This is a genomic window from Nonomuraea turkmeniaca, from assembly GCF_005889735.1.
Classification (GTDB): Bacteria; Actinomycetota; Actinomycetes; order Streptosporangiales; family Streptosporangiaceae; genus Nonomuraea; species Nonomuraea turkmeniaca.
On sequence record NZ_VCKY01000016.1, the window covers coordinates 1 to 26,224 of the forward strand.

Consider the following 26,224-nt stretch of genomic DNA (forward strand, 5'->3'; position numbering starts at 1 on the left):
CTTCTGATGGCACTGATCTTCTCGGTGATCGGCAGCTTCCAGCTGTTCAACGAGCCGGCGTTGCTGCAGCGCCTGGCCCCCAACGTCATCGACAGCGCCTACACCCCCAACCTGTACACCTACTCCCTGGCCTTCGTCAGCCAGGACGTCAACTACGCGGCGGCCGTCTCCTTCCTGCTCGGGCTCGTCATCGTCGTGGTGTCGTACACCGTCCAGCTCGCCGTCGCCCGGAGGAGAAGATGACCGTCACCGCAACGGCGCCGCCCCGGGCCACGGCCGGCGCCGCCCACTCCGCCGCAGCGGGCCGGCGTCGTAGCCCGGTGCTCACGTTGGGGATGCTCGCCGTCCTGGTCTACTTCCTGCTGCCGCTGTTCTGGCTGGTGGTGGCGGCCACGAAGACCACCGGCGCGCTGTTCTCCAGCTTCGGGCTCTGGTTCGGAGGTGACTTCGCGCTGCCGGCCAACGTCCGGAACGTCTTCACCGCTGACGGCGGAGTGTACGTCCACTGGCTGCTCAACACGGGGATGTACGCGCTGGTGAGCGCGGGCGGCGCGGCGCTGCTGGCCGCCCTGGGCGGCTACGGGTTCGCCAAGTTCGCCTTCCGCGGCAACAGGCTGCTGTTCGGAACCGTCCTCGGCGCGATCATGATTCCCAGCACCGCCCTGGTCATTCCCACATACCTGATCTTCTCGAACGTCGGGCTGGTGAACACGCCCTGGGCGATCATCCTGCCCTCGCTGGTGAACCCGTTCGGGCTCTACCTCATGCGGGTGTACGTCGAGGAGGCGGTGCCCGACAGCCTCCTGGAGGCGGCCCGCATCGACGGGGCCGGCGAGTTCCGGATCTTCCGCCAGGTGGTGCTGCGCCTGCTCGCGCCGGGCTTCGTCACCGTGCTGCTCTTCACGCTCGTCGCCACCTGGAACAACTACTTCCTGCCGCTGATCATGCTCAACGACCCCTCCCTCTACCCCGTCACCGTCGGCCTGGCCAACTGGGCCGGGCGGGCGTCGGTGGGTGGAGGCGGCACCGGCGACGTCATCCCCCTGGTGGTCACCGGCTCACTGTTGTCCATCATCCCGCTGGTCGCGGCGTTCCTGATGCTCCAGCGCTACTGGCAGAACGGCCTCACCGCCGGCGGGGTCAAACAATGAACGAAACGAAGGGAACATACGTGTCGCGAGTGCTCTTCGGTGCCGCCTACTACCCCGAATACCACCCCAGTGAGCTGCTGAAGACCGACCTGGACCTGATGGCCGAGGCGCGCTTCTCCGTCATCCGGGTCGGCGAGTCCGTCTGGTCGACCTGGGAGCCCGAGAACGGGCGCTTCAACCTGGACTGGCTCCAGCCCACGCTCGACGGCGCGCACGAGCGCGGCATCGGCGTCATCCTCGGCACCCCGACCTATGCCGTGCCGCCCTGGCTCGCCCGCCAGTACCCCGAGATCGCCGGCGAGCGGGGCTCGGGACGGCGCATCCCGTGGGGCGCCCGCCAGGAGATGGACTTCACCCACCCGGCCTACCGCTTCCACGCCGAGCGGATCATCCGGCGCATCGTGGAGCGGTACGCCGGGCACCCGGCGGTGATCGGCTTCCAGGTGGACAACGAGCCAGGCCCGGTGCTGCTGCACAACCACGGCGTCTTCCAGCGCTTCGTTGATCACCTGCGCGACCGCTACGGCGACGTGGAGACGCTCAACGAGGAGTGGGGCCTGGTCTACTGGTCGCATCGGCTGTCGACCTGGGCCGACCTGTGGACGCCGGACGGCAACGCGCAACCGCAGTACGAGCAGGCCTGGCGCCGCTTCCAGGTTGAGCAGGTCACCGAGTTCATCGCCTGGCAGGCGGATATCGTGCGCGAATACGCCAGGCCGGACCACTTCGTCACCACCTGCATCTCCTACGACCGGCCGGCGGTGGCCGACGACGAGTTGACCCGGCACCTCGACGTCACCGCCGGCAACCCGTACTACGCCATGCAGGACGGTCTCGCGCTGCCCGCCGGGGGGAGCGGCCCGCAGCAGTGGGCCACCCACGACACCTGGGCGTTCTACCTCAGCGCCGACCGGATGTTCGCCTCACGTCAGGAGCCCTTCCTGGTCACCGAGACCAACGCGCAGGCCATCGGTCCGTCGTGGATGAACCAGCCCGCGTACGACGGTCAGTGGCGGCAGGCCGCCTGGGCGCTCGTCTCGCGCGGCGCGAACATGATCGAGTACTGGCAGTGGCGCACCCTGGTCTTCGGCACCGAGACCTACTGGGGCGGCGTCCTGCCGCACAGCGGCCGCCCGGGCCGCGTCTATCGGGAGATCGCCCGGATCGGCGCGGAGCTGGAGACGGCCGGCGAGCTGGTCGCGGGCCTGATCCCGGACGCCGACGTCGCGATGCTCTACTCCATGCCGAGCAATTGGGCGCTGACCGCCCAGCCGGCTCTGGCACTGCCGGACGGCGGCCCGGACCGGCGTTCCTACCAGGGCATCTTCGACCCGTTCTACCGTGGCGCGTTCGAGGCGGGCCTCCAGGTACGGGTGCTGCACGCGGCTCAGGCGGTGGCGGCCGAGCCGGGCGAGCTGGCCGCACGGCACCCGGTCCTCGTCGCCGCCGGTCTGTACGCGGCCGACGACGCCACGCTGGACTGGCTGACGGCCTACGCCGCGGCCGGCGGCCATCTGGTGCTCGGGCCGCGCACCGCGTACGCCGATCACGAAGCACGCGCGCGCCGCGAAGTCCAGCCGGCCCGGCTCGCCGAGCCCGCGGGCGTGTCGTACGACGAGTTCAGCAACCTGCCGGCCGACCTGCCCGTGCAGGCCACGCCTGGCTCACCGCTGAGGCTGCCGTCCGACGCCGCGGGCACCCGATGGGCGGACGGCGCGCACGCGCAGGACGCCGAGGTGCTCGCCGACTACCGGCACCCGCACTTCGGCGGGTGGGCGGCCGTGACCACCCGCCCGTACGGCGCGGGCCGCATCACCTACGTCGGCACCATCCCCAACCCCGGCATGGCCACGGCGCTGTTCCGCTGGCTCGTCCCCGATGCCGGGTCGTGGGGCGGCATGCCGTCGGGCGTGACCTCAACCGGCGCCGTCACGGCGGACGGGCGGCGGCTGCGCTTCCTGCACAACTGGACCTGGGAGGAGGTCGCCGTCCCGGCACCGACGGCGGTGCGCGACGTGCTCGCCGGCGCCGACCACGCGGCCGGCGCGGAACTGCGTCTCGGTCCATGGGATGTACGCGTCCTGCTGGAGATGCCATAGCCGTCGCTGCGCCATGGCCCATCCGAACGGCGGGTGCTGAAGGACCTCAGCCTGCGCGAGATCGCCGTCCGGCTCATCATCGCCCAGGTGCGGGAAGAAAGACCGGCACCCCCTCGCGCGCCGGCGTCATGCGCATGCTGCGCGACCACAACGATTCTTTCGTCGAGGGTTAACCGTTCGAGTAGGTCGTCGACGCGCTTGTGGATCGGCAGCGCGGGGCCCTGAAGGGAACCGTGCCGGCCGCGGGCCAGAGCCGGGAAGCTCACGTGTCAGACCTCTGAGCAGGCTCGATGGAAGTGTGGTCAGCGAAGCTGTCACGAACCTGCCGGGCTGTCAATGCCTCCCAGAAAGGAAATTTTCGTTTAAAAACGTCCCTTGTGTTGCCCGAAACATGTCATTAGTCTCGCGGCAACATAGAAGCGCTTCGACGACTTCGAAGGGTAAACCCCCCATGAAACCCGAGTTGAACCGCAGAAGCTTCATCGGTGCCGCCGCGATGGCTCCTCTCCTCGCCGCCTGCGGCGGCGCACCCCAGCAGAAGCAGAAGGTCGGCACGAACACCAAGACCGGGCTCCGGGCGGCGCTCCCGTCCTACGTGCCGAGCACCTCCGTCAAGGCGGACATCGCCTCCGTCACCGGCTCCGGCGGAGCGGTGACCGAACCCGCCTTCCTGTCCTACCCCTCCGGCGGGATCGCCACGGTCCAGGGCGTGCCGGGCAAGGGCGGCAGCTACACCGCCGTCACCCCGCTCTGGGGCACGGTGCCGCCCGCGAACAACTCCTTCTACCAGGCCATGAACAAGGCCCTGGGCGCCACCCTCACCATGAAGCCGGCCGACGGCAACAACTACGACACCATCGTCACGCCGATGGCGGCGGCCAAGAAGCTGCCCGACTGGATCCAGCTGCCGAACTGGTGGAACGCCAAGTTCGGCACCGACCGGCTGGTCGGCACCCAGCTCGCCGACCTGACCCCGTACCTGGCCGGTGACAAGGTCAAGAAGTATCCCAACCTCGCCGCCATCCCCACCGGCGCCTGGCAGGCCTGCGTGTGGGGCGACAAGCTGTATGGCATCCCCTCCTTCTCCACCAACTTCAGCGTCCCCGGCTACATCACCTACCGGCGGGACATCCTGGAGGCCAAGGGCATCACCCCCGACCAGGTGAAGTCCGTCGAGGACTACATGAACCTCGGCAAGGAACTGACCGACGCCAAGCGCGGCGTGTGGGCCTTCGACGACGTCTACACCTACATGGGCTTCGCCTGGGACATCCCGCTCAAGTGGAAGGTCGAGGGCGGCAAGCTGTTCCACAAGTACGAGCTGCCGCAGCTGCTCGAGGCGCTCGACTGGCATTACAAGCTGGCCAAGTCGGGCTACCTCCACCCGGACGCGATCGCCGGACGGAACGCCGACAGCAACGCCCGCTTCTACGCGGGCAAGGTGCTGATCTCCGGCGGGGGCGCCGGCGGCTGGCACCTCGCCGACTACGAGTCGGGCGTCGCCGCCGACAAGAACTACCGGCGGGGCGCCTTCGACTACATCTCCCACGACGGCAAGAGCCCCGGACGCATGTACATGGGCGAGGCGGCCCGCATCATCAGCTACCTCAACATCAACCTGAAGCCGGAGCAGATCGAGGAGTGCCTGGCGATCGCCAACTACCTGGCGGCGCCGTACGGCTCGGCCGAGTACACGCTGATCAACTTCGGAGCGGAGGGCGTCCACCACACGATGAAGGACGGCGTGCCGACCGCGACCGAGGACGGCAAGAAGTTCGTCCAGGCCTCGACCTTTCCCTTCCTGGCCTCGCCACCCTTGGTCATCAGCAACCCCGGCGCCGACCAGGTCACCAAGGACTACGCGGCCTGGCAGGCCAAGAATGTTAACGCTCTCATCAAGCCGGTGTTCTGGAACATGAACATCAGCATGCCCCAGCAGATCTCCCTGCTGGAGACCTCGCAGGCCATCGACGACGCCATCAAGGACTGCTACCACGGCAAGAAGACGGTCGCCGAGGTCAAGGACGTCATCGACTCCTGGAAGAAGAGCGGCGCCGATCGGCTCAAGGGCTGGATGACCGAGAACGTGCTGAACAAGTACGGCACGGGCCAGTGAACGAGGGCCTGACCAGGCGGGACAGACTGCGGCGCGACCGATCCCTGCTGATCATGGTGGCGCCCGCAGTCGTCCTGCTGCTGATCTTCAGTTACGCGCCGATGGTCGGCGTCATCACCGCCTTCCAGTACTACGACCCGCTGATCGGGATCTGGGACAGCGACTGGGCCGGCCTCGACCAGTTCCAGCAGCTCTTCGCCGACTCGCGCTTCTGGCACGCGTTGAGTAACACGCTCTATCTGAGCTTCGTGCAGCTCATCCTGTTCTTCCCGATCCCGATCGTGCTGGCGATGCTGCTCAACTCGGTGCTCAGCGAGCGGGTGCGCAACTTCGTCCAGTCCGTCGTCTACCTGCCGCACTTCTTCTCGTGGGTGCTGGTCATCACGATCTTCCAGCAGATGCTGGGCGGCGCGGGCGCGTTCAACCAATGGTTGCGCTCGAACGATCTGGCCACCTGGGACGTGATGACCAATCCCGACACCTTCGCGCTCCTGGTCACCTTCCAGGGCGTGTGGAAGGAGGCCGGCTGGGGGATCATCGTCTTCCTGGCCGCGCTGGCCGCCATCAACCCCGGCTTGTACGAGGCGGCCGCGGCGGACGGCGCCGGGCCATGGCGGCGGATGTGGCACATCACCCTGCCGGGCCTGCGCGGAGTGATCGTGCTGATGCTGGTGCTGCGGCTCGGCGGCGCGCTCTCGGTCGGCTTCGAGCAGTTCCTCATCCAGCGCGATGCGGTCGGCCACGAGGCCGCGGAGGTGCTCGACACCTACGCCTTCTACTACGGCATCGCCACGACGAACTACAGCTTCGGTGCGGCGGCGGGCCTGTTCAAGAGCGTGATCTCGCTCCTGCTCATCTGGGGCGCCAACAAGCTGGCGCATTCCTTCGGCGAGGACGGGTTGTACCGGAAATGAGTCAAAGACCAAGTTGGCAGGAGCCGCCAACCCTGGCCGGCCAGTCAACCAAGGGCGTCACCCTCGGTGGGGTGCTGCTGATCGTGCTGGTTCCGCTGTGGATCGTGGTGCTGACCAGCCTGTCCACCAAGGGCGCCATCAACCGGGCCGGCGGCCTGGTGATCTGGCCCGACGGGATCACCTTCGAGGCGTACGAGGAGATGCTGAAGGGCCCGACCGTGCGCACCGCGCTGCTGGTGAGCCTCGGCATCACCATCATCGGCACGGCGATCTCCATGGTCGTCTCCGTCCTGTGCGCCTACGGCCTGTCGCGATCGGGCTCGTTCGGGCACCGCTTCATCCTGGTGCTGCTGATCGTGACGATGTTCGTCAGCGGCGGCCTCATCCCGACGTTCCTGGTGGTGACCGGGCTGGGCGGCTACGGACAGTGGTGGGCGCTGATCCTCCCGGGCGCGGTCTCGGTCTTCAACATCCTGATCCTCCGCTCCTTCTACTCGAGCACCGCTGCCGAACTGATGGACGCGGCCCGGATCGACGGAGCGAGTGACTGGCGGATCCTCTGGTCCGTCATCCTGCCCACCTCGCGGGCGGTGACCGCGGTGATCGCCCTCTTCTACGCCGTCGGCTACTGGAACTCCTTCTTCAACGTCATGCTCTACATGCCGACGGAGAGCGAGAAGTGGCCGCTGCAATATGTGCTGCTGACCTACGTCAACCGCGGCGTCGGCATGCCCGGCTCGGTCAACGCCGGTTTCGGCATGGCGCACTCGCAGACCGCGCCGCTGTCCTTGCAGATGGCCGTGGTGGTCCTCACCCTGGTGCCGCTCGTGATCGTCTATCCGTTCGTCCAGAAGCACTTCCGGACCGGCGTCCTGACCGGCGCCATCAAGGGCTGAACGCATGGTGACCATCGCCGATGTGGCCAAGGCGGCGGGTGTCTCCCCGAGCACGGTCAGCTATGCGCTCAGCGGCAAGCGCCGGGTCTCCGCCGAGACCCGGCGGCGCGTCGAGCGTTCCGTTCTCGAGCTCGGGTTTCACCCGAACGCGGGCGCCCGGGCGCTGGCGGGCAAGCGCTCGCACATCCTGGCCCTGGCAGTGCCGCTCCGCACCGACGTGTACGTGCCGATCATGATGGAGATCGCCACCTCCGTCACCGTGGCGGCCCGCAAGCAGGGCTACGACGTGCTGCTGATCACCAACGACGAGGGCCCCGACGGTATCCGCCGCCTCGCGGTGAGCGGCCTGGCCGACGGCGTCATCCTCATGGACGTCGAGTTGGACGACAAGCGCATCCCGACGCTGGGAGACCTGCGGACCCAGGCGGCGCTCATCGGCCTGCCCGACGACCCCCGAGGACTGTCCTGCGTCGACCACGACTTCTCCGCCGCCGGCGCGCTGTGCGCGGATCATCTGGCCGACCTGGGCCACCGTGACATCGCCTTCATCGGTTACGGCTCCGGTATCTACCGGCGGCACGCGGGATACGCCGAGCGCACCCTCGCAGGGTTCCGCGCGCGTGCGAAGGAGCGCGGTCTGCGTTTCCTGCACCGTCCATGCGAGGGAACCTATGAGGGCACCGCAGGCACGCTCGGCCGCATCCTGTCCGACAGGCCGCACACGACCGGCTTCGTCGTGCAGAACGAGGGAGCCATCGGTCGAGCAGGTCATGTCCCGGATCTCCGCATCCACGCGCGGCGAGCAGCCCACCGACGAACTCGTGCTGCTCAGCCCCACCCTGACCGTCCGTCAGAGCACCGGACCGGTCCCGGAACACAGCCTCATCTAGGAGCACTTCGTATGTCCCCGCATTTCCGCGACCTCGGCGAGGCCCTGGAATGGCGTGCCAAGGGTGAGACCCTGCGCGTCGAGGCGTGGGGCCCGGACGCCGTCCGCGTCCGGGCCACCCCTGGTGGCCCCCTGCTCGACGACCTTCCCGGGGCGCTGCTCGACACGCCGCCACCCGGCGCCAAAGCGCGGATCAGCATCTCAGAGCACCACGCGACCGTGGTCAACGGTGCTCTGACCGTCCGCGTGGACGCCGACAGCGAGGAACGACTCACCCCCGAGCTCCCGGCGACCGCCGGGCGGCTCACCTTCCTGCGTACCGAAGACGGGGCCGAACTGCTCGCCGAGCAACCCGCCCACTTCTGGTGGCCGGGACCCCGGCTCCACACCGCGACCGGGAACGGCTACCACCGGCTGGAGCAGCGCTTCCGCGCCTACCCCGGCGAGCGGATGTACGGCCTGGGCCAGCACACCCACGGCCTGCTCGACCAGAAGGGCGCGGTCATCGACCTGGTCCAGCGCAACGGCGAGGTCTCGATCCCGCTGCTGGTCTCCGACCGCCGTTACGGGCTGCTGTGGAACTCGCCCGCCATCGGCCGCGTGGAGCTGGCTGAGACCGGAACCCGCTGGGTCGTCGACAGCGCCCGCCAGATCGACTACTGGGTGACCGCCGGCCGGCCGGCCGACGTGCTGCGGCGCTACGCCGACGCGACCGGCCACACACCCGAACTGCCCGAGTGGGCCTCGGGGTTCTGGCAGTGCAAGCTGCGATACCGCACCCAAGAAGAGCTGCTGGAGGTCGCCCGGGAGTACAAGCGGCGCGGCCTGCCGCTGTCCGTGATCGTCTGCGACTTCTTCCACTGGACCCACCTGGGGGAGTGGCGCTTCGACCCCGCCGAGTGGCCCGACCCGGCCGCCATGGTCCGCGAGCTGGACGAACTCGGCGTCAAACTGATGGTCTCGATCTGGCCCTCCGTCAGTCCGGTCAGCGCGAACTACGCGCCGATGCTGGACCAGGGCCTGTTCATCGGTACCGAGTACGGGCCGGTCGCGCACGCCGACTGGCCGGACAAGGGGCTCGGCGCCTACTCCGCCCAGGTCGCCTTCTACGACGCCACCAACCCCGAGGCGCGCGCCTACGTCTGGGAGCGCATCAGGCGCCACTACCACGACCTGGGCGTCAAGGTCTTCTGGCTCGACGCGGGCGAGCCGGAGCTCAAGCCCGGGCACCAGCAGGGCCTGCGGTATCACGCCGGCCCGGGTCTCGAGGTCGACACCATGTACCCGCGAGAGAACGCCCGCATGGTCCATGACGGCTTGCGCGCGGCGGGCGAGGACGAGATCGTCTCGCCCAACCGCTCCTCCTGGGCAGGCGCGCAGCGGTACGGCGCCGCGCTGTGGTCGGGCGACATCGACACCGACTTCGCCTCCCTCCGCACCCAGATCAAAGCCGGTCTGAACGTCATGATGTCCGGCATCCCGTGGTGGACCACCGACATCGGCGGCTTCCACGGCGGCGACCCCGACGACCCGGCCTACCGCGACGTCCTGGTGCGCTGGTTCCAGTACGGCGCCTTCTGCCCGCTGTTCCGCCTGCCCGCGACGGAGCCCGGCTCCCGATCCGAAAGGACCAGCCATGACGACCCGCCACCTGATCGACCGCCTCGGCGGCCTCGCCTTCGGCGGCGACTACAACCCCGAGCAGTGGGACCAACCGGTCTGGAAGGAAGACGACACGCTGATGCGCCGCGCCAGGGTCAACCTGGCCACCGTCGGCGTCTTCTCCTGGGCTCTGCTGGAGCCGGAGGAGTGCCGCTACGACTTCGCCTGGCTCGACGCCCACCTCGACCGGCTCCACGCCAACGGCGTGGCCGTGGACCTGGCCACCCCCACCGCCTCTCCGCCACCGTGGTTCACCCTTGCCCACCCGGACGCCCTGCCGGTCGCACCGGACGGCACCCGGCTCACCCACGGCAGCCGCGACACCTACTGCCTGGCCGCCCCCGCCTACCGCAACGCCGCGGTGCGCATCGCCACGGCCCTCGCCGAGCGGTACGGCGACCACCCGGCGGTCGCGATGTGGCACGTGCACAACGAGTACACCACGCTCTGCTGGTGCGACCACACCGCCGTCGCCTTCCGGGACTGGTTGCGTGCCCGCCACGACTCACTTGAGGCGCTCAACGAGGCGTGGGGCACGGCGTTCTGGAGCCAGCGCTACAGCGGCTGGGATCAGGTGCTGCCTCCGCGTGCCACCCAGTGGCACCGCAATCCCGGCCAGGCCCTGGACTTCCGGCGCTTCTGGTCCGACACGGTCCTTGCCGCCTACCGGGAACAGCGCGACGCGATCCGCGCTCGCAGCGACCGGCCGGTGACGACCAACATGATGCTCCCCGGCTATCAGAACCTGGACCTGTGGGCCTTGGGCCGGGAGGTCGACCTGGTCGCCATCGACCACTACCCGAGCGCGCCGGGTCTGGACGCCGCCGCGGACACCGCGTTCGGCGCCGACCGCGCCCGCTCCTTCGCGGGCGGCCGTCCCTGGCTGCTGATGGAGCAGGGCACCAACACCGTCTACGACGGCGACCGCACTCTGGGCAAGGAGCCGGGCGAGATCCTGCGTCACACGCTCGGCCACATCGCCCGTGGCTCGGAAGGCGCCCTGTTCTTCCAGTGGCGGCAATCCCGTGCCGGGGCCGAGCAGTGGCACTCGGCGATGGTCCCGCACTCTGGAGCGGACAGCAGGATCTTCCGTGAGGTCCAGGCGGTCGGAGAGGCCGTCGCACGTCTTGGCGAGCTCGCGGGCTCGACGGTCACCGCACAGGTGGCCGTGCTGCACGACTCGGACGCCTGGTGGGCGCTGGAGTCCGATGGCCTGCCGTCGGCGGACCTCGACTATCACGCGACCCTGCGCCGCGCCCACCGGGCACTGTGGGACGCCGGCGTCACGGTCGACTTCGCCCACCCCGCACACGACCTCAGCCGTTACCGGCTCGTCGTCGCTCCAGCCCTGTTCCTGCTCTCCGACGCCGGCGCCGCGAACCTGCGCCGCTACGTCGCAGACGGCGGGACGTTGCTCGTCCAGTACTTCAACGGGTTCGCCGACGACCGCCTCCATGCCCGCCTCGGCGGCTACCCCGCCATGCCGCTGCGCGAAGCGCTGGGCATTCGCGTCGAGGAACCTCGGCCCCTCCGCCGGGACGAGCGAATCGTCCTGTCGGACGGCACACACGGCACCGTCTGGAGCGAGTCCCTGCGCGCTGAGGGCGCCGAGGCGTTGGTCACCTACACCCACGGCATGCTCGCGGGGGAACCCGCGCTGACGCGCCATCACTTCGGCGCGGGCCGGGGCTGGTACCTCTCGACGCGCCTCGACGATCCGGGGTACGCCGTGCTGATCGGCAGACTTCTCGACGAGACCGGGGTCGACCCCGAACTACCCGGCCTCGAATCCGTCACCCGGCACGCTCCGGACGGCACCCGGTGGCAGTTCGTCCTCAACCACGGCGCCTACGCCGTCAGCCTGCCCGAGCCCGCCCACGACCTGCTGACGGGGGCTCCCGTGGACGAGCTGCCAGCAGGCGGCTGCGCCGTACTGAAGCACGGGAGGACCCCGTGACCAGCATCAGTTGGGGCCACGACGCCTTACGACTAGAGATCAGTGACGCTCGCCTGACCTACTTCGGCCCGCCCGGCGGCGCGGTCCTGGACCGGGTCCGCGAACGCGGCATGGTCCCGGGTCTGTGGCTTGAGCCGGAAGTGATCGGCGTTCGCAGCCCGCTCGCCGAGTCCCTGCCTGACGAGGCATTCTTCCGCCGCGACGGCATCCGCGTCACCGACAACCACCGGCACCACCTGGACCTGCGCCACCCCGCCGCCCGAGCCCACCTCGACCGTGTCGGGGACCGCCTGGTCGGCGAGCTGGGCATCGGCTACCTCAAGCTGGACCACAACATCGACCCCGGCTCCGGCACGAGCAGCCGTCCCGGCGAGACCCCCGCGGCCGGGCTGCTCGGCCACAATCGCGCCCATCGCACCCCCCGCGCCCACCGCCGTCCCTCCCGAGCAGGGCGCCGTCTGGGCCTATCCGCAGCCCGAGGACTCGCTGGATGAGGTGGCCTTCACCATGATCAGCGCGCCCCTCGGCCGGATCCACCTGTCCGGCCGCATCGCGGACCTCGATCCCGGCGCCCGCGCCCTCGTCCACGAGGCCGTCGCCGTCTACAAGGCCATTCGGGCCGACCTGCCGCAGGCCGTACCCTCCTGGCCACTCGGCCTCCCGGCTTGGGACGACTCCTGGATCGCACTGGCCCTGCACGCTCCTGCGGCTACCTACCTCACTGTCTGGCGACGCTCCGGCGCCGAGGACACCACGACCATCCGCCTGCCGTACCCGCTCGACGCGGCGGTTCGCGCAGAGCTGCTCCATCCCCCGATCAGCAAGGCGACGACCGTGTGGGATTCCCGCACAGCCGAACTCATCCTGACTCTGCCCACCGCTCCTTCAGCGGTGCTGCTCCGTCTCGCTCGCTCAAGGGAGGACGATCCTTGAACCGACGAGCACCGAGACCGGCCCGGACCGGGTCGGTGCCCACGATGACGACACCGGCCGCGACCACCGATCAATCACCGATGAAAGGACCACACGGGGTGCCAGACCATCCTCAGGCGGCCGCCACCGTCGCCAATCCCGTGATCGCCGGGTTCCACCCCGATCCCAGCGTCTGCCGTGTCGGCGACGACTACTACCTCGCCTGCTCCAGCTTCGAGTACTTCCCCGGTGTTCCTGTCTTCCACAGCCGCGACCTCGTGCACTGGACGCAGATCGGCAACGCCCTGGAGCGGCCGAGCCAGTTGCGCCTGTCCGCCGACACCCTCTCGTCGGCCGGGGTCTACGCGCCCACGCTCCGGCACCACGACGGCCGGTTCTGGCTGATCGTCACCGTCGTGGCCGATGGCGGCGGCAACATGCTGTTCACCGCCGCCGACCCGGCCGGGCCGTGGTCCGACCCGATCCGGCTGCCCGGCCTCCCCGGCATCGACCCCGATCTGGCCTGGGACGACTACGGCACCTGCTGGTGCACGGTCGCCGGGGTCGGGCAGGTGCGTATCGACCCGCGGACGGGAGAGACGTTCGGGGAGCTGCACAAGCTCTGGTCAGGCACGCCGGGCGCCGCGGCCCCGGAGGCGCCGCATCTCTACCGGATCGATGACTACTGGTACCTGCTTATCGCCGAGGGCGGCACCGAGCGGGGCCACGGCGTGTCGATCGCCCGCGGTCCCGCGCCCGACGGGCCGTTCGAGCCGTGCCCGGCCAACCCGATCCTGACGCACCGCAGCACCGGCCATCCGGTCCAGAACACCGGCCACGCGGATCTCGTCCAGGCTCCCGACGGATCTTGGTGGATGGTCCTGCTGGGTGTACGGCCGCGCGGAGGGACTCCCGGCTGGCACGTCCTGGGCCGGGAAACCTTCCTCGCCCCGGTGACCTGGGTGGATGGCTGGCCCGTCGTCGGCGAGCTCGCCTCGGGCACGCCGGACGGATCGGCCGTGGCGGACCGCGACGACTTCGACCTCGCCGAGCTCCAGGCGTACTGGATCTCGGTGCGGAGCCGTCCGGCGGATCGGTGCACCACGAAGGAGCGGCCCGGCTGGCTGACGCTCCGCGCCCGCGGCCCGTCCCTGGACGACCCCGACGTGACCTTCCTCGGCCGCCGCGCGCAACACCTGAAGTGGCGCGCTCGCACCCTGATCGACCCCACGCGGGGGCGCGGTGGCCTGGCGGTCCGGCTGGACGAGCGGCACCACTACGAGATCGAGGCAGGTGACGGCCGGGTGCAGGTCATCGCCCGCATCGGCTCGGTGCGAACCGTGGTCGCCGAGCATCCGTTCCCTGCCGGTCCGCTGGTGCTCACCGTCCAGACCGGCGGACCCCGGGTGCCGGGCGAGGCGCGCGCAGAGCCCGACACGCTGTCGTTCGGCATCGAGGGTTTGCCCGCGCTCGCCACTCTCGACGGCCGCTACCTGTCCACCGAGGTGGCGGGCGGCTTCACCGGCCGGGTGATCGGCATGTACGCCGCGACCGGCACCGTGCACTTCGACTGGTTCGACTACGAGGCCATGCCATGACCGCCCTCAGCCCCGTACCGGAACCGTAGCCACCTGCTCAACCACTCACGGAAGGAAAGAAATGAGGAAGAACCCCCTCTCGCGCGCGGCGAGCGTCCTCATCGCGCTGATCACTTTAGTGGTGGGGCTGACCGCGAGCCCCACCGCGGCCACCGCCGCCAAGCGCGTCCACAGCGCGACGGATCTCGTGGCGGCGATGCAGCCCGGCTGGAACCTGGGCAACACGCTGGACGCGTTCCCCGATGAGACCTCGTGGGGCAACCCCCTGGCCACCAAGGCGCTGTTCCAGAAGATCCGATCCGAAGGCTTCCGCAGCGTCCGCATCCCCGTCACTTGGACCGACCACCAGTCCGGCACCGCGCCGTACACCATCGACGCGACGTGGATGAACCGGGTCAAGGAGGTCGTCGACCTGGCGCTCGCCTCCGACTTGTACGTGCTGATCAACGTCCACCACGACTCGTGGCAGTGGATCTCCAAGATGCCCGCCAACCACGACGAGGTGGTCGCCCGCTTCAACGCCTCCTGGACCCAGATCGCCGCCGCGTTCCGCGACGCGCCGCACAAGGTGCTCTTCGAGAGCGTCAACGAGCCGCAGTTCGACAACGCCACCGACGAGGAGAAGATGACGCTCCTCGCCGAACTCAACCGGTCCTTCCACGGCATCGTCCGCGGCTCTGGCGGCCGCAACGCCGACCGGATCCTGGTCCTGCCCACCGTTCACACCAGCGCGGACCAGAAGTACCTGGACAGCCTCTACAACGAGATTTCCGCGCTGAACGACAAGAACCTGGCCGCGACCATCCACTTCTACGGCTACTGGCCCTTCAGCGTGAACATCGCCGGAGTCACCACGTTCAACGAGGAGACCCAGCAGGAGCTGATCGGCTACTTCGACAGGGCGGCCCTGACCTTCGCCTCCCGCGGCATCCCGGTGATCGTCGGTGAGTACGGGCTGCTCAGCTTCGACGTGGACTGGAACGCCGTCCAGCAGGGCGAGAAGTTGAAGTTCTTCGAAATGCTGGGTTACCAAGCGCGCGCCAAGAAGCTCACCACGATGTGGTGGGACAACGGTCAGCACCTCAACCGGCAGACTCTGGGGGAGTGGAAGGACCCCGGTCTGTTCGCGCAGATCAAGTCGAGCTTCACCACCCGTTCCGGCACGACGTCAAGCGACTCGATCTTCTTGCCGAAGTCGGGCGCGATCGAGGCCCAGTCACTCACCCTGAACAAGAACGGCACCTACTTCCGCGGACTGTGGCACGGCGCCAGCAGGCTGCATCCGGGCCGGGACTACACGGTCTCCGGCGACAAGCTCACGTTCACGGCGGCGGCCCTCACCCGGCTGGCGGGCGACCGGTCCCACGGCGTCAACGCGACGATCGAGGCCCGGTTCTCCTCGGGAATCCCGTGGAAGATCTATGTGATCAGCTACGACACACCGGTCTTGTCGAACGCGACCGGCACCACGGAGTCGCTGGCCATCCCCACCCGGTTCAACGGCGACCGGGTCGCCACGATGGAGGCCAAGTACGCCGACGGCACCAACGCCCTACCCCACGACTGGACGTCCTACAAGGAGTACGGCAGGTCCTACTCTCCCAGCTACGAAAACAACTCCATCCGCCTGCTCAAGGAGCTCGTCAGCCAGATGCGGGAGAACACGCCGCTGACGCTGACCTTCCACTTCTGGAGCGGCGCCAAGGTCACCTACCAGGTGACCCGGTCCGGGGACACGGTCACCGGCACCACGTCCTGATCTGAGACCACCGCCCCGCTGGTACGCGGGGCGGTGGTCCCTTTTTCAGGAGGTCTCGGTGAGGATGAAGGCGAAGTCGGCGGCCCTGACCTCGAGCCTGTGCTGGGGAAGGACGCCGGGACCGACCGCCCCCGATCCGACGCCGTTGCACGGCGTGGTCGGTGTACAGGTAGATCAGCGGCTCGGGGACCAGGTCGGTCTGGTGCCGGGCCGCCGCGAGCCGCACCCGCCCGCCTCCATCGGAGTAGCCGGCGTGAACGAAGACGTCCCGGATTCCGCCGACGGGCCGGGCCAGCAGCGCGACGTCGCGGAAGATCCCGGACAGCCGCCAGGTGTCCTGATCCTCCAGATAAGTGCCCGACGAGTACTGGTGAACCCGGACGGCAAGGATGTTGGGGCCCGGACGCAGGGCCTGCGTGGCGTCGAACTCCACCGGTAAGCGGCTGCCCCTGGTCACCCCCAACTTCACCCCCCGTTGAGCCAGACCCGCGCGCACGAGTCCACGCCTTCGAAGCGCACCACGGCCGGGATCCCATCCCACGACCCGGGCAGATCGAAGACACGGCGATAGTCGCCGGTCTGGTTCTCGTCCGGGACGAACGGCGGGTCCACCCGGGATCGGGTAGGGGATGTTCAGATAGGCGGGCTTGCCGTACCCGTGGCGCTGCCAGTGCGAAGGGACGGGGAGCCGATCCCAGTCCTCGTCGTCGAAGGCGGGGGATTCGAAGCCGGCCGGCGCGTCGAGTCCGATCGAGGAGAAACGGAACGCCCAGTCACCGTTCAGGTCGAGCCGCGGGGCGTCGGAAGGGAGTGCGGCTCGCGGCGCGAGCTTTCCGTAGCCAGGTGAGAAGTCTTCAAAGGAGCGAGGGGACACGCATTTCCTCTTCTCGTGCGAAAGTTTCGCACGAATCCGTAGTATCGAACGCCCGTTGCGGGAAGGCGTGGAGCTTGGCCTTTCGGTGTCAGGGGGATACCTCGGGTGCGGACGCTCACCGTCACCGGGCACTGGAGACGAGAAAGTTTTTCTCGGACTTGCTCTATAGTTTCCTTGGATCCACTTTTACAGCCAGAAGGGTGAACGTGACCGAAAACCCATCGAGGCAGAGCTCGCAGGGTGAGGGGCCGCCTTCGGTCACCATCGCGTTCATCGCCGAGTCCGCGGGCGTCTCGATCCCCACCGTGTCGAAGGTGCTCAACGGCCGTTCAGGCGTCTCGGAGCAGACCCGCGCCCGGATCGAAAACCTGATCAACGAGCACGGCTACCGACGCCCCTCCGGCAACCGGAGCGGCACCGTGGAGCTCGTCTTCCGCAAGATGGAGGACATGTGGGCCGTGGAGATCATCCGCGGGGTCGAACGGGCGGCCCGCAAGAGCCGGATCGGCGTCATGGTGTCGGAGCTCGGCCCCCACGACTCGTCGCCCGCCGCGTCCATCGACGACACGGTAGGCCGCCGCTCCAACTGTGTCCTGTTCGTCTCCCAGATCTTGGCGACCGAGCGTGAGAAGCTGAAGGCGAAGGACATCCCGTTCGTCGTCGTCGATCCGATCGACGAGCTGCCGGACGACGTCCCCTTCGTGGGCACGACCAACTGGAGAGGCGGCCACTCGGCCACCCGGCACCTGCTCGACCTGGGACACCGGCGCATCGCGATGATCAATGGGCCCGACCATCCGTTCTGCCGGGCACGCATGGCCGGATATTTTTCCGCGCTGGCTGAAGCCGACGTCACCGCGGATCCTGAGCTCATGGTCCGCACAGCCCTCACCCGCCAGCACGGCTACTCCGCGGCCCTCGAATTGCTTTCTCGCGCTGACCGGCCGACTGCGATCTTCGCTTCCAACGACATGCAGGCGTTCGGCGTCTACCAGGCCGCTCGAGAGCTGGGCTTGTCGATCCCGGGAGACCTGAGCGTGGTGGGCTTCGACGACCTCGTCGTCTCGGACTGGGTCGACCCGCCTCTGACCACCGTGCACCAGCCGTTGTTCGAGATGTCGGTCGCAGCCACCGAACTGGCGCTGACCCTCGGTCGTGGCGAGCCGGTTCCCCAGCTCGGGCTGGAGATCGCCACCACCCTCACACTCCGTGACAGTACGGCACCGCCGAGGAGCTGAACTGCGACCAGTTCACGTTGAAGAGTGTGCCGTTGACGCCATCCAGGCGTAGCCCGCTCTTTCCGCCGCCCGCCGCCGAGGCGACTCTCCCGGTGAACGAGCCGTCCGGCCCGTAGGTGAACTTCTCCACGGCGACCGAACGGGTGAAGCCGACAGCCCCGTCCCCATCGTCGCCGCCGCCCTCGGCTACCACCCGGCCACCCTGCCCAAACTCGCCGACGAACTGCGAACCACCTACAGCCGCTACGCTCCCGGCGACCACGCACGGTCCTTGCCGAAGGCACGCTGGCGCAGAGGGATGGAGGCGCTGGACCCGGCGGCGGCCGCTACGGCGCGGGAGGGCGCCGATGGGGCGCGCCGCCTCCGGCCGGCGGGCGGCGACCCGCCGAAGATCGAGGATCTGCTGCAGCAGGTGCAGATCGACCACACGCCCGTCGACCTGGAGGTGGTCGATGAGCGGCATCGGCTGTCGATCGGCCGCCCCTACGTCACCGCGGCCATCGACGTGGCCAGCCGCTGCGTGGTCGGCCTGGTGGTCACGCTGGAGGCGTCCTCGGCGCTGTCGGCCGGGCTGTGCCTGGCGCACACGGTGTGCGACAAGCGGCCGTGGCTGGAGCGGCTCGGGCTGGAGACGGCGGCCTGGCCGATGAGCGGCAAGCCGCAGGAGATCTACGTGGACAAGGCCGCCGAGTTCCGCAGCGAGGCGCTGCGCCGGGGCTGCGCTCAGCATGGGATCACGCTGACGTACCGGCCCAAAGGGCATGCCGCACTTCGGCGGCATCATCGAGCGGCTGATCGGCACAATGATGCAGATGGTGCACGAACTGCCCGTCACCACCTTCTCCAACCCCGCAGAGCGTGGCAGCTACGACAGCCAGGCCACGGCGGTGTTGACCGTCGCCGAGCTGAACCGGTGGCTGGCCCTGGCGGTGGCCGCCTACCACGGCCAGGTGCACGCCACGCTGGGCCAGACTCCGGCCGGACGGTGGGCTGAAGGCGTCGCGGCCGGCGGCCGCCCCGCGACGGTGACCAGCGAGACCGCGTTCCTGATCGACTTCCTGCCGGTGATCCGGCGGACGCTGAGGCGGACCGGCTTCACCATCGACCACGTGCAGTACTACAGCGACATGCTCAAGCCCTGGATCGCCCGCCGCGACCGGCTGGAGAAGTTCGTGCTGCGCCGCGACCCGCGCGACCTGTCCCGGATCTGGGTGCTGGACCCTGATGGGCACGCCTACCTGCCGGTGCCGTACCGGATGCTGTCGCGCCCGCCGATCAGCGTGTGGGAACAGCGCGCCGCGATCGCCCGGCTGCGCCAGGACGGCCGCGCCCAGGCCGATGAGAACGCCCTGTTCGCCATGGTGGAGCAGCGCCCTGGACGCATCCGGCCGTTGACGCGTTTTATGCGTCCTTACCTGTGAAACACGGCCTGCCCAAACACGGGCCAGCCGAGCTGAGCACAGACCCCGACCTACGGCGCACTCCTTAAGGAGGACGTGCGCTACCTCGGCGACATCATGACCCCCGTGCGCCACCACATGCGCGGGCAGCCGCCCCGCTCGGCGGCTCCGCGCAAGCGCCGTACTCGGTCAGATACCAAGCACGGCCTCGAGGTCGTCGATGGCCGCCAGGGACTGGGCGAGCTGCTCGCGTTCTGCCTCGGTCAGGGTGAGGGCGCGCGCCCGGGCCAGGGCGTGCCCGGCGGCGGCGTGGTCCTTGGCGCGGACGGCGAGCTCGGCCCGGTAGACCAGCGCCTCCAGTAGCTCGGCCGCCGACGCGGTGTCCTTGTCCCGCTCCAGGGCGCCGTCCAGGATCTCGGCCGCCCGCTCGTGATTGCCGTTGGAGTCGCCCATCACGACCGCCCGGTCCAGCGAGGTGGTGAGCCTGCTCGTGGCCTCCTCCTTCTCCGGCAGGGGGCGGGCGGCCATGAAGCGGATCCAGTTGCCGCCGGGGTCGATGACGGCGAAGCCGGAGTGGTTGCCGTCGTTCTTCCGCCTGCGCGGCCGGGTCATCCGGGGGATGCCGGAGACCAGGAGCTTGCCGTGCGCCGCGCGCATGCCCGCGGCGAACGCCTCGAACAGCTCTCCGGTGTCCGGCACGACGATCACGCAGGTCCCGTAGGAGTCTTCGGGCTTGAACGCCTCCGGCATGCCGAAGAAGCCCAGCTGGAGATCCTCGCGCTTGAGCAACACGTACGGGTTCGGCCGGACCTGGTAGTAGATCCGGCGGAAACCGAGCATCGTGTAGAAGTCGACCATCTCGTCGATGGAGCGGCACGGAAGCAGCGGTATGGCGATCTCGTTGGCCATCGGGGGAACTCCTATTCGCCGGCCATGGTGAACGCGCCCTCTTCCAGGCGGTGGATCATTCGGTCGGTCCACTGGGCGCCGGCGTCGGCGGTGCTCAGCCACAGGGACAGCACCTCGCCCACCGGGCCCCAGGTCGCCAGATCCGTGCCCTCGGGCAGGTACGCGGTGATGCTCGCGCGCCACTCGCGCATGGCGCGGGCCCGCTTGCGCAGCAACTCCAGGGCCCGCTCCCGGGGAAGGTCCTCGATGAGGCCGACAGCGGCGCCCAGCACGTCCAGGCTCGGCTCGCGGTCGGCCAGCGCCTGACCCAGCAGGTCGAGGTACTCCCGCTCGCCCTGCTGGGTCAGCTCGTACTCGATCCGCGGCGGCCCTCCGGCCTCGGAGGCGACCGTCTCGTGCGTCACCAGCAGGCCCTGACCGGCCATGCTCTTGAGCGCGTGATAGACCGAGCCCGAGGTGGCGGTCGACCACTCGTGCGCGCCCCACGACTCCAGATCCGCGCGGACCTGGTAGCCGTGGGCGCGCCCGCGCCTGCGCAGCGCGCCCAGGACCAGCAGCCGTACCGGCTTCATCGAACCCTCCCGAACTTCGCTAGCCAAATTTGGCTAGCTGCTACCGGGAGCTTACCGCACCAACGTGGAGGAAATCGGCGTAGCGGCCGCCGCGGCGTACCAGCTCCTCATGATCACCCTCCTCGACGACCCGGCCACCGTCCCGGAAGGCGATGCGGTCGGCGCGCTGGACCGTCCGCATCCGGTGGGCCACCATCACCACCCGTCCGGCCGACCATCAGGCGCTCGATCCGCCCTACGGGTGACGCCCCGAAGTGACCGCCTGGTGCGGGATCGCGCCAGGTCGGGGTGGCCGTTCCGGTCAAGCGGCGGGTCATGTCGTCGGTCATCGACCAATAGATCATCGACTCGGAGCCGGCCGATCGGGTCTCGTAGTCGCGGGCCGGCGATGCGGCATCAGGGTGCCGAAGACCCGCTCGGCCGCCGGGTAGCTTCTGGACCGGCAACTGGCCGCTCCGACCGAGGCGGGCTGCCTGCGGATCTTCGCCGACAAGAAGCCCATCAGTCCTGGCCTCTACCTCGCCGCCGCCATCTACCGCCCATTCGCCGTCGGCGCTCCGCCCCTCAGCGCGCGTGTGCAGACGACTCCTGATATCCGTGCACGCGACTCCGGAAAGCGACAACGGGGCACGGGCGGGATGGGTGCACGCCGCACCCGGCGGCTGGCAGATCCACGACCGTGACGGGCGGCTCGTCACCACCCTGCCCGCCGACGACGCGCACGGGCGCGATGTGCTGCTCGCCGCCCGGCACGCGGCGGCCGCGCTGGGCATCCCCGGCGCCGAGCACGCGGCGGTGACGGTCGGCCCGCTCCACGACGACCGCGGCAGAACCATCGACACCTCGCCGGCGGGCCTGGCGTCCTGGAGCCTGCTCAAGAGCCGCGTGCCCGGCCGCACCGACGTCATCGTGCGCAGCCGCTGCGTCGGCTGGCTCCAGCGTGACGATCGCGGCCGTGACGTCGCCTGCACGATCGACGGCCCGGTGCCCGGATCGGCCAGCACCAACCGCGTGCAGGCCGTGACCGCGCTGCTGGCCGCGCTGGTCGCACCCGCGCCCTGCGCGACCTCGGGCCCGAGGCCCGCACGCCCCGCAGGCCGCGCGCTCGCTCGCCGCGTGAGCGGCCGATCAGTCCCTTCACCCCGGCGCAGCTGGCCGCCGCCGCGCTCACCGACAACCTGCCGCGCCTGCCTGATGGCTCCTACCGCGTGCACATCCACGACGGCTTCGACGACACCGAGCTCGGGCGTGTCTATCGCTCCGGCCGCCGCTGGCAGGCCCTCGCTCCCGACGGGCGCGTCGTCGTGCATCGCGCTGCCACCCGTACCGAGGCAGTCGACCAGCTGCTCGCCACTCCCGGCCCGCTCTTCGGCGACCCCGCCGACACGATCCTTCACGACCTATGAGACCCCGAACCGTACGTCAGTAAGTCGCCACTGATTCACGTACAAGATCCCCAGGCATGCAGACAGGGAGAGCGTGATGGACGGAGACCTGGACGCGCCGCGGTCGCGTTGCTGAGGAACCTCAAGCCTGTCGGCCGCCGACCGTGAGCGGCTTTACGAGATCGACGCGGAACTGTCGGAGGCTGAGCGCCGGACAAAGGCCAGGAGGCGCTGACCACCCCCGCCGCGCTCTGCCTCGGCGGCCTACGAGGCGTTGGCGTCTGCGAGAGCTTTGTGACGACGCCGATGGAGACGTTGACCCCGGCGGCGATGGTCCGGGATGGATTCTCCGCGTTCGCGGCGGGCGAGGACCACGGCGCGTTTGTCGTCGTCGACCACGGGGCGCCGGGCGGGAATGGGTGGAGGCCGTAACGATCAGTTTTCGCGGGTGACGGAGGTCCGGATGCTCCAGGGGCTGCAGTCGGACTTGAAGGTGCCACGGTCGCAGCCTTCGACGCTGAAGCTGAACGTTGTCGTGCAGCCGCCGTGGGCGCTGCAGGACGCGTACTCCTCACCCTCCGGGCCCGGATCGTACACATCGACGGGGAGGCTGAAGGCGCCGCTCCATGGGGTCTGGCGGGCGACTCTGACCTGGCGGTTCCCGGTGCCGTTCTTGTCCCAGAGGACGTTGAAGTAGTCCCAGTCGCGGCCGAGGCCGCTCCAGGCCAAGAAGACGCGGTCGCGGGTGAAGTAGGCCCGGACGAGAGTGCCGTTGCCGAGGTTCGGCGACCAGACGATCTTGCCGTTGCGGAAGCGCTGCCAGGAGCCCTTCTTGTCCGAGAAGCCGAACTCCTTGGTGGTCGGGCAGCCGTACACGCTCTTCTGCCCGCCTTTGGACCGCCAGAAGTTGCCGATCAGGCTGCCCTGCGGGGCCACCAGGGCCGGGTTGCACGCGGAGGTGGTGGAGGCCTGCGCGGTGGCGGGCGCGAGGATCGCCAGGCCGGCTGTTGCCGTGGCAGCGGCGAGTAAGAAGCGGATCTTTACCATGGTTGGGTCCCTTCGGATGCTCATCAGGATGAAAGTTCACAGGCCGGCGGATCGGCGGGAGGAGCGGGGTCAGTGGGCGAGGCTGATGGAGGTGGGAATGCTCCACGGGCCGCAGTCCGAGCCGAAGGTGGTCTTGTCGCAGCCCTGGACGACGTAGGCGAACGTGTCGGACCCGTGGCCGTTGGTGGTGGTGCCGACGCCGCCTTGGACGTACGGGGCCATCCGGTACTGGCCGCTCCACGGAGTCAGGCGGCCTGTCTGGACCTGGGTGGCCTTGCCGCCGTCCTTGCTCCAGCGGACGTTGAAGTAGTCCCAGTCACGGCCGAGACCGCTCCACTTGAAGACGATGTTGTCGCCCTTCTGGAAGACGCGGACCAGGGTGTCGTTGCCGAGGTTCGGCGACCAGACGATCTTGCCGTTGCGGAAGCGCTGCCAGGAACCCTTCTTGTCCGGGTAACCGAACTCCTTGGTGGCCGGGCAGCCGAACACGCTCCTCTCGCCCCCGTTGGAGCGCCACAGGCCACCGATGAGGCTGCCGGCGGGCGCCACCAGCGACGAGTCGCACGCGCTACTGGCGGATGCGGCCTGTGGTACGGCGAGACAGACAGCGGCCGTCGCCACGACGGCGGCCAGACCGGTGAGTGAACGGGAAGCTGTGCGGCCCATGGGAGTGCCCTTCTAACGAGAGGTTGGGTGCGGCACCCCTTGTGTAGTGGGGTGCCACTTTCATGCGGGCTTTCGACAACTTGACGGGCTCTTGAGCTGCCTGGCGGTGATCCTCACTGGGTCCAGATGGCGGCGTATCGGCCCAGCTCGGTGCTGATGTGGACCGGGTAGAAGCCCTTGGCCCCGAGCTCGTCGAACCGGCTCTGGTAGACCGGGGCGGTCATGTTGACGTAGGAGTACCAAGGGCCGGACTTGTCGTCGCGCCAGACGGTGGTGTACTCGCCGGTCGTGCTCATCGTGATGGCCGCGGCGCGGTAGCCCTTCGCCACCTGGCGCTTGAACTCGGCTTCGTGCCGTGCCTGCGACAGGCCGACCTTGACCAGCCAGTTCACCCGGCCGGGGTTGGCCGACCAGACCGCGGCGTAGCGCCTGGCGGCGGCGGTGCCGTACACGTCGACCGAGGTGAGCATCAGGCCCTGCGCGCGGGCGGTGCTGGAGGTGCTGAGCAGCTCGGCCGCGCTGATACCGTGCTTGGCGATGAACCGGGAACCGGGCTTCTTCACGAAGATGGCGGCGAAGCGGGCGCCCGTGCCGGCGCCGGTGGCGCTGACCGCGGCGGGCTGGAAGCCCTGAGCGGTGAGCTGCTCGAAGCGCTTCTGGTAGCCGCTGGGGGACATGTCCTGGTAGAACGCCCAGGGCAGGTCGCCGCCCAGGGCGCGACCGGAGGTCGACCACGTCGCCGAGTAGCGGCTGTGGAATAGACCAGTCGCCATCCACCGCAGCGAGTGGCCCGGCTGGTGCGCTGGTTCCAGTAGCACACGCGGATCGCGATGGTGCGGGGCCCGTCTTCGTCCCAGGCGCGCATCCCGGAGCGGCCGTAACCGTTGGGGCCGCACTTTTTGACGGTGTGGTAGCTGGGCTTGTCCCATTCATCGGGGTTGGTCATCTTGATCTGCAGGTAGCCGCACAGCCAGGGCGGGGAACTGTGGTCGTAGACGCGGGCTTCGAAGTTGAAGCTGCCGTTGTCCTCGTCGTCCCACGTCCGGCCGTCGGCGTGGGCCCGTGAGCCCTGGAAGGGTAGGGAGCGCACCGGCCCCCACCCGACGTCGTCGGGGCCGGATGCTAAGGCGGGGGCGGCGAGGGCGGAACCGGCCAGCAGGACGGCCGCGCAGGCGAGCGTGGGCGTGATGGAGCGCTTCATGATGATCCCCCGGTAGGGCTAGGCGAGCGTCATGGACGGGCGGACGGGACCTTGACGACAGCGTGTGCGAGGGGAGCCAACCGTCGTCGTCTCATTCCTCGCCGCCGCTGCGTCGCACGTGCAACGACTCAGGCGCAGTGCCCGAACATCTGCACGTACGTCAGAGCCGGGGTGGTGGAGCCGGCGGCCGGGTCCGCGCTTCCCCAGGCGACTCTGGTGTACAGCACCGTGAAGTCGGGGCTGAGGATGTTGTTGCGGTGGCCCTCGCTGCCCATCCACCGCGAGACGGCCGCCCGGGCCGTGACATAGCCGCGTCCCCACCCCGCGTAGGTGTTCTCGGCGATGGAGGGGGTTCCGCGGCGGCAGTAGCCCACGGCCTGGGCCCGGCTGAGCGGAGTCGATTCGGTCTGCGGATGGATGTGTGAGTTGCAGGTCTTGGACTCGTCCTGGCTGGTCTTGGGATTGTCCTTGTTGGGGACGCACTTCTTGCCCGGCTGCACCTCTCCCCACCAGCGCAGCTTGACGGCGTCTGCGGCGTGCCTGGCCGCCGCGTTGCCGAGGGTGGGTGGGCTGTTCTTGCCCATCTTGCCCAGCGCGTAGGGCCTACTCAGCGGTCGTAGCCCGCCTGCGGTCCGTTCGGCGTTGACAAGGCACAACACCGCTCGTTCGATGGCGGATGACTGCATGCGGTAGTCGACGCGTCCCCTCGCGGTGTCGGGGAAGGCGGATTTGTCCCGGTAGACCATGTCGATGTTCGCGCAGGTTCCGGCGCCTTCCAGCGGCGTGGCCGCGGCGGCTACCGGTTGTGCCGGGGATAGGGCGGCGGTCAGGCCCAGCAGGAGGGTGCCGCTCGCCAGGGCGGCGGCCCGCCGCGAGCGGGACTGGGCGCCATCACGCACATGCCGCTGCCGGTGGGAGAACGGTGAGAAGTGGCTCACGAGGGATTCCTTTGCTTTCGGTGTCGGTCATTGATAGAGGT

Annotated in this window: 24 protein-coding genes and 2 pseudogenes; 16 read left to right on the forward strand and 10 right to left on the reverse strand. The window is 69.1% G+C overall.

Annotation, left to right across the window (positions count from 1 at the left end; translation table 11 throughout):
• The 13 genes and pseudogenes from ETD86_RS06890 to ETD86_RS59580 all read left to right on the forward strand — a co-directional run.
• A pseudogene (locus ETD86_RS06890) lies at positions 1 to 243 on the forward strand (sugar ABC transporter permease); the annotation flags it as partial.
• Entirely contained in the window at positions 240 to 1,151 is a 912-nt protein-coding gene (locus ETD86_RS06895) for a carbohydrate ABC transporter permease (RefSeq protein WP_211369869.1), read from the forward strand. The pseudogene ETD86_RS06890 and the gene ETD86_RS06895, both read left to right, overlap by 4 nt.
• Positions 1,152 to 1,171: 20 nt before the next feature.
• Positions 1,172 to 3,250: a beta-galactosidase gene (locus ETD86_RS06900; protein WP_211369870.1), complete on the forward strand. Its 2,079-nt coding sequence runs from the start codon at positions 1,172 to 1,174 to the stop codon at positions 3,248 to 3,250.
• A 451-nt stretch (positions 3,251 to 3,701) separates the two neighbouring features.
• Entirely contained in the window at positions 3,702 to 5,366 is a 1,665-nt protein-coding gene (locus tag ETD86_RS06905) for an ABC transporter substrate-binding protein (RefSeq protein ID WP_170222917.1), read from the forward strand.
• The gene (locus tag ETD86_RS06910) at positions 5,363 to 6,280 is read left to right on the forward strand and encodes an ABC transporter permease (RefSeq protein WP_246147711.1); all 918 of its coding nucleotides are present in this window, start codon (positions 5,363 to 5,365) and stop codon (positions 6,278 to 6,280) included. Before ETD86_RS06905 ends, ETD86_RS06910 begins: the two co-directional genes overlap by 4 nt.
• Positions 6,281 to 6,351: 71 nt before the next feature.
• On the forward strand, positions 6,352 to 7,176 hold the full coding sequence (locus ETD86_RS06915; protein WP_246147712.1) for a carbohydrate ABC transporter permease: 825 nt from the start codon (positions 6,352 to 6,354) through the stop codon (positions 7,174 to 7,176).
• A gap of 4 nt (positions 7,177 to 7,180) precedes the next feature.
• Positions 7,181 to 9,694 (forward strand): annotated as a pseudogene (locus ETD86_RS57965) (TIM-barrel domain-containing protein); the annotation flags it as partial.
• A gap of 7 nt (positions 9,695 to 9,701) precedes the next feature.
• Complete coding sequence (locus ETD86_RS56725; RefSeq protein WP_211369871.1) at positions 9,702 to 11,684, forward strand: beta-galactosidase; 1,983 nt, start codon at positions 9,702 to 9,704, stop codon at positions 11,682 to 11,684.
• On the forward strand, positions 11,681 to 12,178 hold the full coding sequence (locus ETD86_RS56730) for an alpha-galactosidase (protein WP_211369872.1): 498 nt from the start codon (positions 11,681 to 11,683) through the stop codon (positions 12,176 to 12,178). Before ETD86_RS56725 ends, ETD86_RS56730 begins: the two co-directional genes overlap by 4 nt.
• A 13-nt stretch (positions 12,179 to 12,191) precedes the next feature.
• Positions 12,192 to 12,617 (forward strand): hypothetical protein, encoded by a 426-nt coding sequence (locus ETD86_RS56735; RefSeq protein ID WP_211369873.1) that lies wholly within the window; start codon positions 12,192 to 12,194, stop codon positions 12,615 to 12,617.
• 98 nt (positions 12,618 to 12,715) lie between these two features.
• Positions 12,716 to 14,194 (forward strand): glycoside hydrolase family 43 protein, encoded by a 1,479-nt coding sequence (locus tag ETD86_RS06935; protein WP_246147714.1) that lies wholly within the window; start codon positions 12,716 to 12,718, stop codon positions 14,192 to 14,194.
• A gap of 61 nt (positions 14,195 to 14,255) precedes the next feature.
• Complete coding sequence (locus ETD86_RS06940; protein ID WP_138665270.1) at positions 14,256 to 15,953, forward strand: cellulase family glycosylhydrolase; 1,698 nt, start codon at positions 14,256 to 14,258, stop codon at positions 15,951 to 15,953.
• Between the two features lie 58 nt (positions 15,954 to 16,011).
• Complete coding sequence (locus ETD86_RS59580) at positions 16,012 to 16,392, forward strand: hypothetical protein (protein WP_342779234.1); 381 nt, start codon at positions 16,012 to 16,014, stop codon at positions 16,390 to 16,392.
• A 26-nt stretch (positions 16,393 to 16,418) separates the two neighbouring features.
• Here ETD86_RS59580 and ETD86_RS59585 read toward each other — a convergent pair whose 3' ends face one another.
• Entirely contained in the window at positions 16,419 to 16,565 is a 147-nt protein-coding gene (locus tag ETD86_RS59585; RefSeq protein ID WP_342779235.1) for a sugar-binding domain-containing protein, read from the reverse strand.
• A 462-nt stretch (positions 16,566 to 17,027) separates the two neighbouring features.
• On the opposite strand from ETD86_RS59585, the gene ETD86_RS06950 reads away from it, so the two are divergent.
• On the forward strand, positions 17,028 to 18,065 hold the full coding sequence (locus tag ETD86_RS06950) for a LacI family DNA-binding transcriptional regulator (protein ID WP_246147716.1): 1,038 nt from the start codon (positions 17,028 to 17,030) through the stop codon (positions 18,063 to 18,065).
• On the opposite strand, the gene ETD86_RS59930 is transcribed toward ETD86_RS06950, so the two are convergent.
• Together ETD86_RS59930 and ETD86_RS59935 are read right to left on the reverse strand one after the other, a co-directional pair.
• Positions 18,028 to 18,528: a carbohydrate-binding protein gene (locus ETD86_RS59930; protein WP_246147730.1), complete on the reverse strand. Its 501-nt coding sequence runs from the start codon at positions 18,526 to 18,528 to the stop codon at positions 18,028 to 18,030. The genes ETD86_RS06950 and ETD86_RS59930 overlap by 38 nt on opposite strands.
• A 20-nt stretch (positions 18,529 to 18,548) precedes the next feature.
• The gene (locus ETD86_RS59935; protein ID WP_425465617.1) at positions 18,549 to 18,722 is read right to left on the reverse strand and encodes a hypothetical protein; all 174 of its coding nucleotides are present in this window, start codon (positions 18,720 to 18,722) and stop codon (positions 18,549 to 18,551) included.
• 104 nt (positions 18,723 to 18,826) lie between these two features.
• Between ETD86_RS59935 and ETD86_RS59940 the strand changes: the two genes are divergently transcribed.
• Positions 18,827 to 19,486, forward strand: a complete 660-nt coding sequence (locus ETD86_RS59940; protein WP_246147718.1) for a Mu transposase C-terminal domain-containing protein — start codon at positions 18,827 to 18,829, stop codon at positions 19,484 to 19,486.
• 168 nt (positions 19,487 to 19,654) lie between these two features.
• On the opposite strand, the gene ETD86_RS06970 is transcribed toward ETD86_RS59940, so the two are convergent.
• From ETD86_RS06970 to ETD86_RS06980, 3 genes are read right to left on the reverse strand one after another with little or no spacing between them, the layout of a single operon-like run.
• On the reverse strand, positions 19,655 to 20,374 hold the full coding sequence (locus tag ETD86_RS06970) for a VOC family protein (protein ID WP_170222918.1): 720 nt from the start codon (positions 20,372 to 20,374) through the stop codon (positions 19,655 to 19,657).
• A gap of 11 nt (positions 20,375 to 20,385) precedes the next feature.
• On the reverse strand, positions 20,386 to 20,946 hold the full coding sequence (locus tag ETD86_RS06975; protein ID WP_138665272.1) for a PadR family transcriptional regulator: 561 nt from the start codon (positions 20,944 to 20,946) through the stop codon (positions 20,386 to 20,388).
• A 40-nt stretch (positions 20,947 to 20,986) separates the two neighbouring features.
• Positions 20,987 to 21,127, reverse strand: coding sequence for a hypothetical protein (locus ETD86_RS06980; RefSeq protein ID WP_246147719.1), 141 nt, complete (start codon positions 21,125 to 21,127; stop codon positions 20,987 to 20,989).
• A gap of 416 nt (positions 21,128 to 21,543) precedes the next feature.
• On the opposite strand from ETD86_RS06980, the gene ETD86_RS06985 reads away from it, so the two are divergent.
• The gene (locus ETD86_RS06985; RefSeq protein WP_138665273.1) at positions 21,544 to 22,386 is read left to right on the forward strand and encodes a hypothetical protein; all 843 of its coding nucleotides are present in this window, start codon (positions 21,544 to 21,546) and stop codon (positions 22,384 to 22,386) included.
• Positions 22,387 to 22,766: 380 nt separating this feature from the next.
• On the opposite strand, the gene ETD86_RS06995 is transcribed toward ETD86_RS06985, so the two are convergent.
• The 4 genes from ETD86_RS06995 to ETD86_RS07010 form a co-directional block, all read right to left on the reverse strand.
• On the reverse strand, positions 22,767 to 23,378 hold the full coding sequence (locus ETD86_RS06995; protein WP_170222919.1) for an LGFP repeat-containing protein: 612 nt from the start codon (positions 23,376 to 23,378) through the stop codon (positions 22,767 to 22,769).
• A gap of 69 nt (positions 23,379 to 23,447) precedes the next feature.
• The gene (locus ETD86_RS07000; RefSeq protein ID WP_138665275.1) at positions 23,448 to 24,044 is read right to left on the reverse strand and encodes an LGFP repeat-containing protein; all 597 of its coding nucleotides are present in this window, start codon (positions 24,042 to 24,044) and stop codon (positions 23,448 to 23,450) included.
• Between the two features lie 113 nt (positions 24,045 to 24,157).
• A complete protein-coding gene (locus ETD86_RS07005) occupies positions 24,158 to 24,817 on the reverse strand; it encodes a hypothetical protein (RefSeq protein WP_138665276.1) in 660 nt (219 codons plus the stop codon).
• A gap of 556 nt (positions 24,818 to 25,373) precedes the next feature.
• A complete protein-coding gene (locus tag ETD86_RS07010) occupies positions 25,374 to 26,183 on the reverse strand; it encodes a CAP domain-containing protein (RefSeq protein WP_138665277.1) in 810 nt (269 codons plus the stop codon).
• Between the last annotated feature and the right edge of the window lie 41 nt (positions 26,184 to 26,224).

Bases quoted from the DNA above. Each gene is read 5' to 3' on its own strand.
- ETD86_RS06895 (WP_211369869.1), top strand. From the start codon at position 240: ATGACCGTCACCGCAACGGCGCCGCCCCGGGCCACGGCCGGCGCCGCC.
- ETD86_RS06905 (WP_170222917.1), top strand. From the start codon at position 3,702: ATGAAACCCGAGTTGAACCGCAGAAGCTTCATCGGTGCCGCCGCGATG.
- ETD86_RS56725 (WP_211369871.1), top strand. From the start codon at position 9,702: ATGACGACCCGCCACCTGATCGACCGCCTCGGCGGCCTCGCCTTCGGC.
- ETD86_RS56735 (WP_211369873.1), top strand. From the start codon at position 12,192: ATGATCAGCGCGCCCCTCGGCCGGATCCACCTGTCCGGCCGCATCGCG.
- ETD86_RS06940 (WP_138665270.1), top strand. From the start codon at position 14,256: ATGAGGAAGAACCCCCTCTCGCGCGCGGCGAGCGTCCTCATCGCGCTG.
- ETD86_RS59930 (WP_246147730.1), bottom strand. From the start codon at position 18,528: ATGCCGCTCATCGACCACCTCCAGGTCGACGGGCGTGTGGTCGATCTG.
- ETD86_RS59940 (WP_246147718.1), top strand. From the start codon at position 18,827: ATGCCGCACTTCGGCGGCATCATCGAGCGGCTGATCGGCACAATGATG.
- ETD86_RS06970 (WP_170222918.1), bottom strand. From the start codon at position 20,374: ATGGCCAACGAGATCGCCATACCGCTGCTTCCGTGCCGCTCCATCGAC.
- ETD86_RS06975 (WP_138665272.1), bottom strand. From the start codon at position 20,946: ATGAAGCCGGTACGGCTGCTGGTCCTGGGCGCGCTGCGCAGGCGCGGG.
- ETD86_RS06980 (WP_246147719.1), bottom strand. From the start codon at position 21,127: ATGCGGACGGTCCAGCGCGCCGACCGCATCGCCTTCCGGGACGGTGGC.
- ETD86_RS06995 (WP_170222919.1), bottom strand. From the start codon at position 23,378: ATGGTAAAGATCCGCTTCTTACTCGCCGCTGCCACGGCAACAGCCGGC.
- ETD86_RS07000 (WP_138665275.1), bottom strand. From the start codon at position 24,044: ATGGGCCGCACAGCTTCCCGTTCACTCACCGGTCTGGCCGCCGTCGTG.
- ETD86_RS07005 (WP_138665276.1), bottom strand. From the start codon at position 24,817: ATGGCGACTGGTCTATTCCACAGCCGCTACTCGGCGACGTGGTCGACC.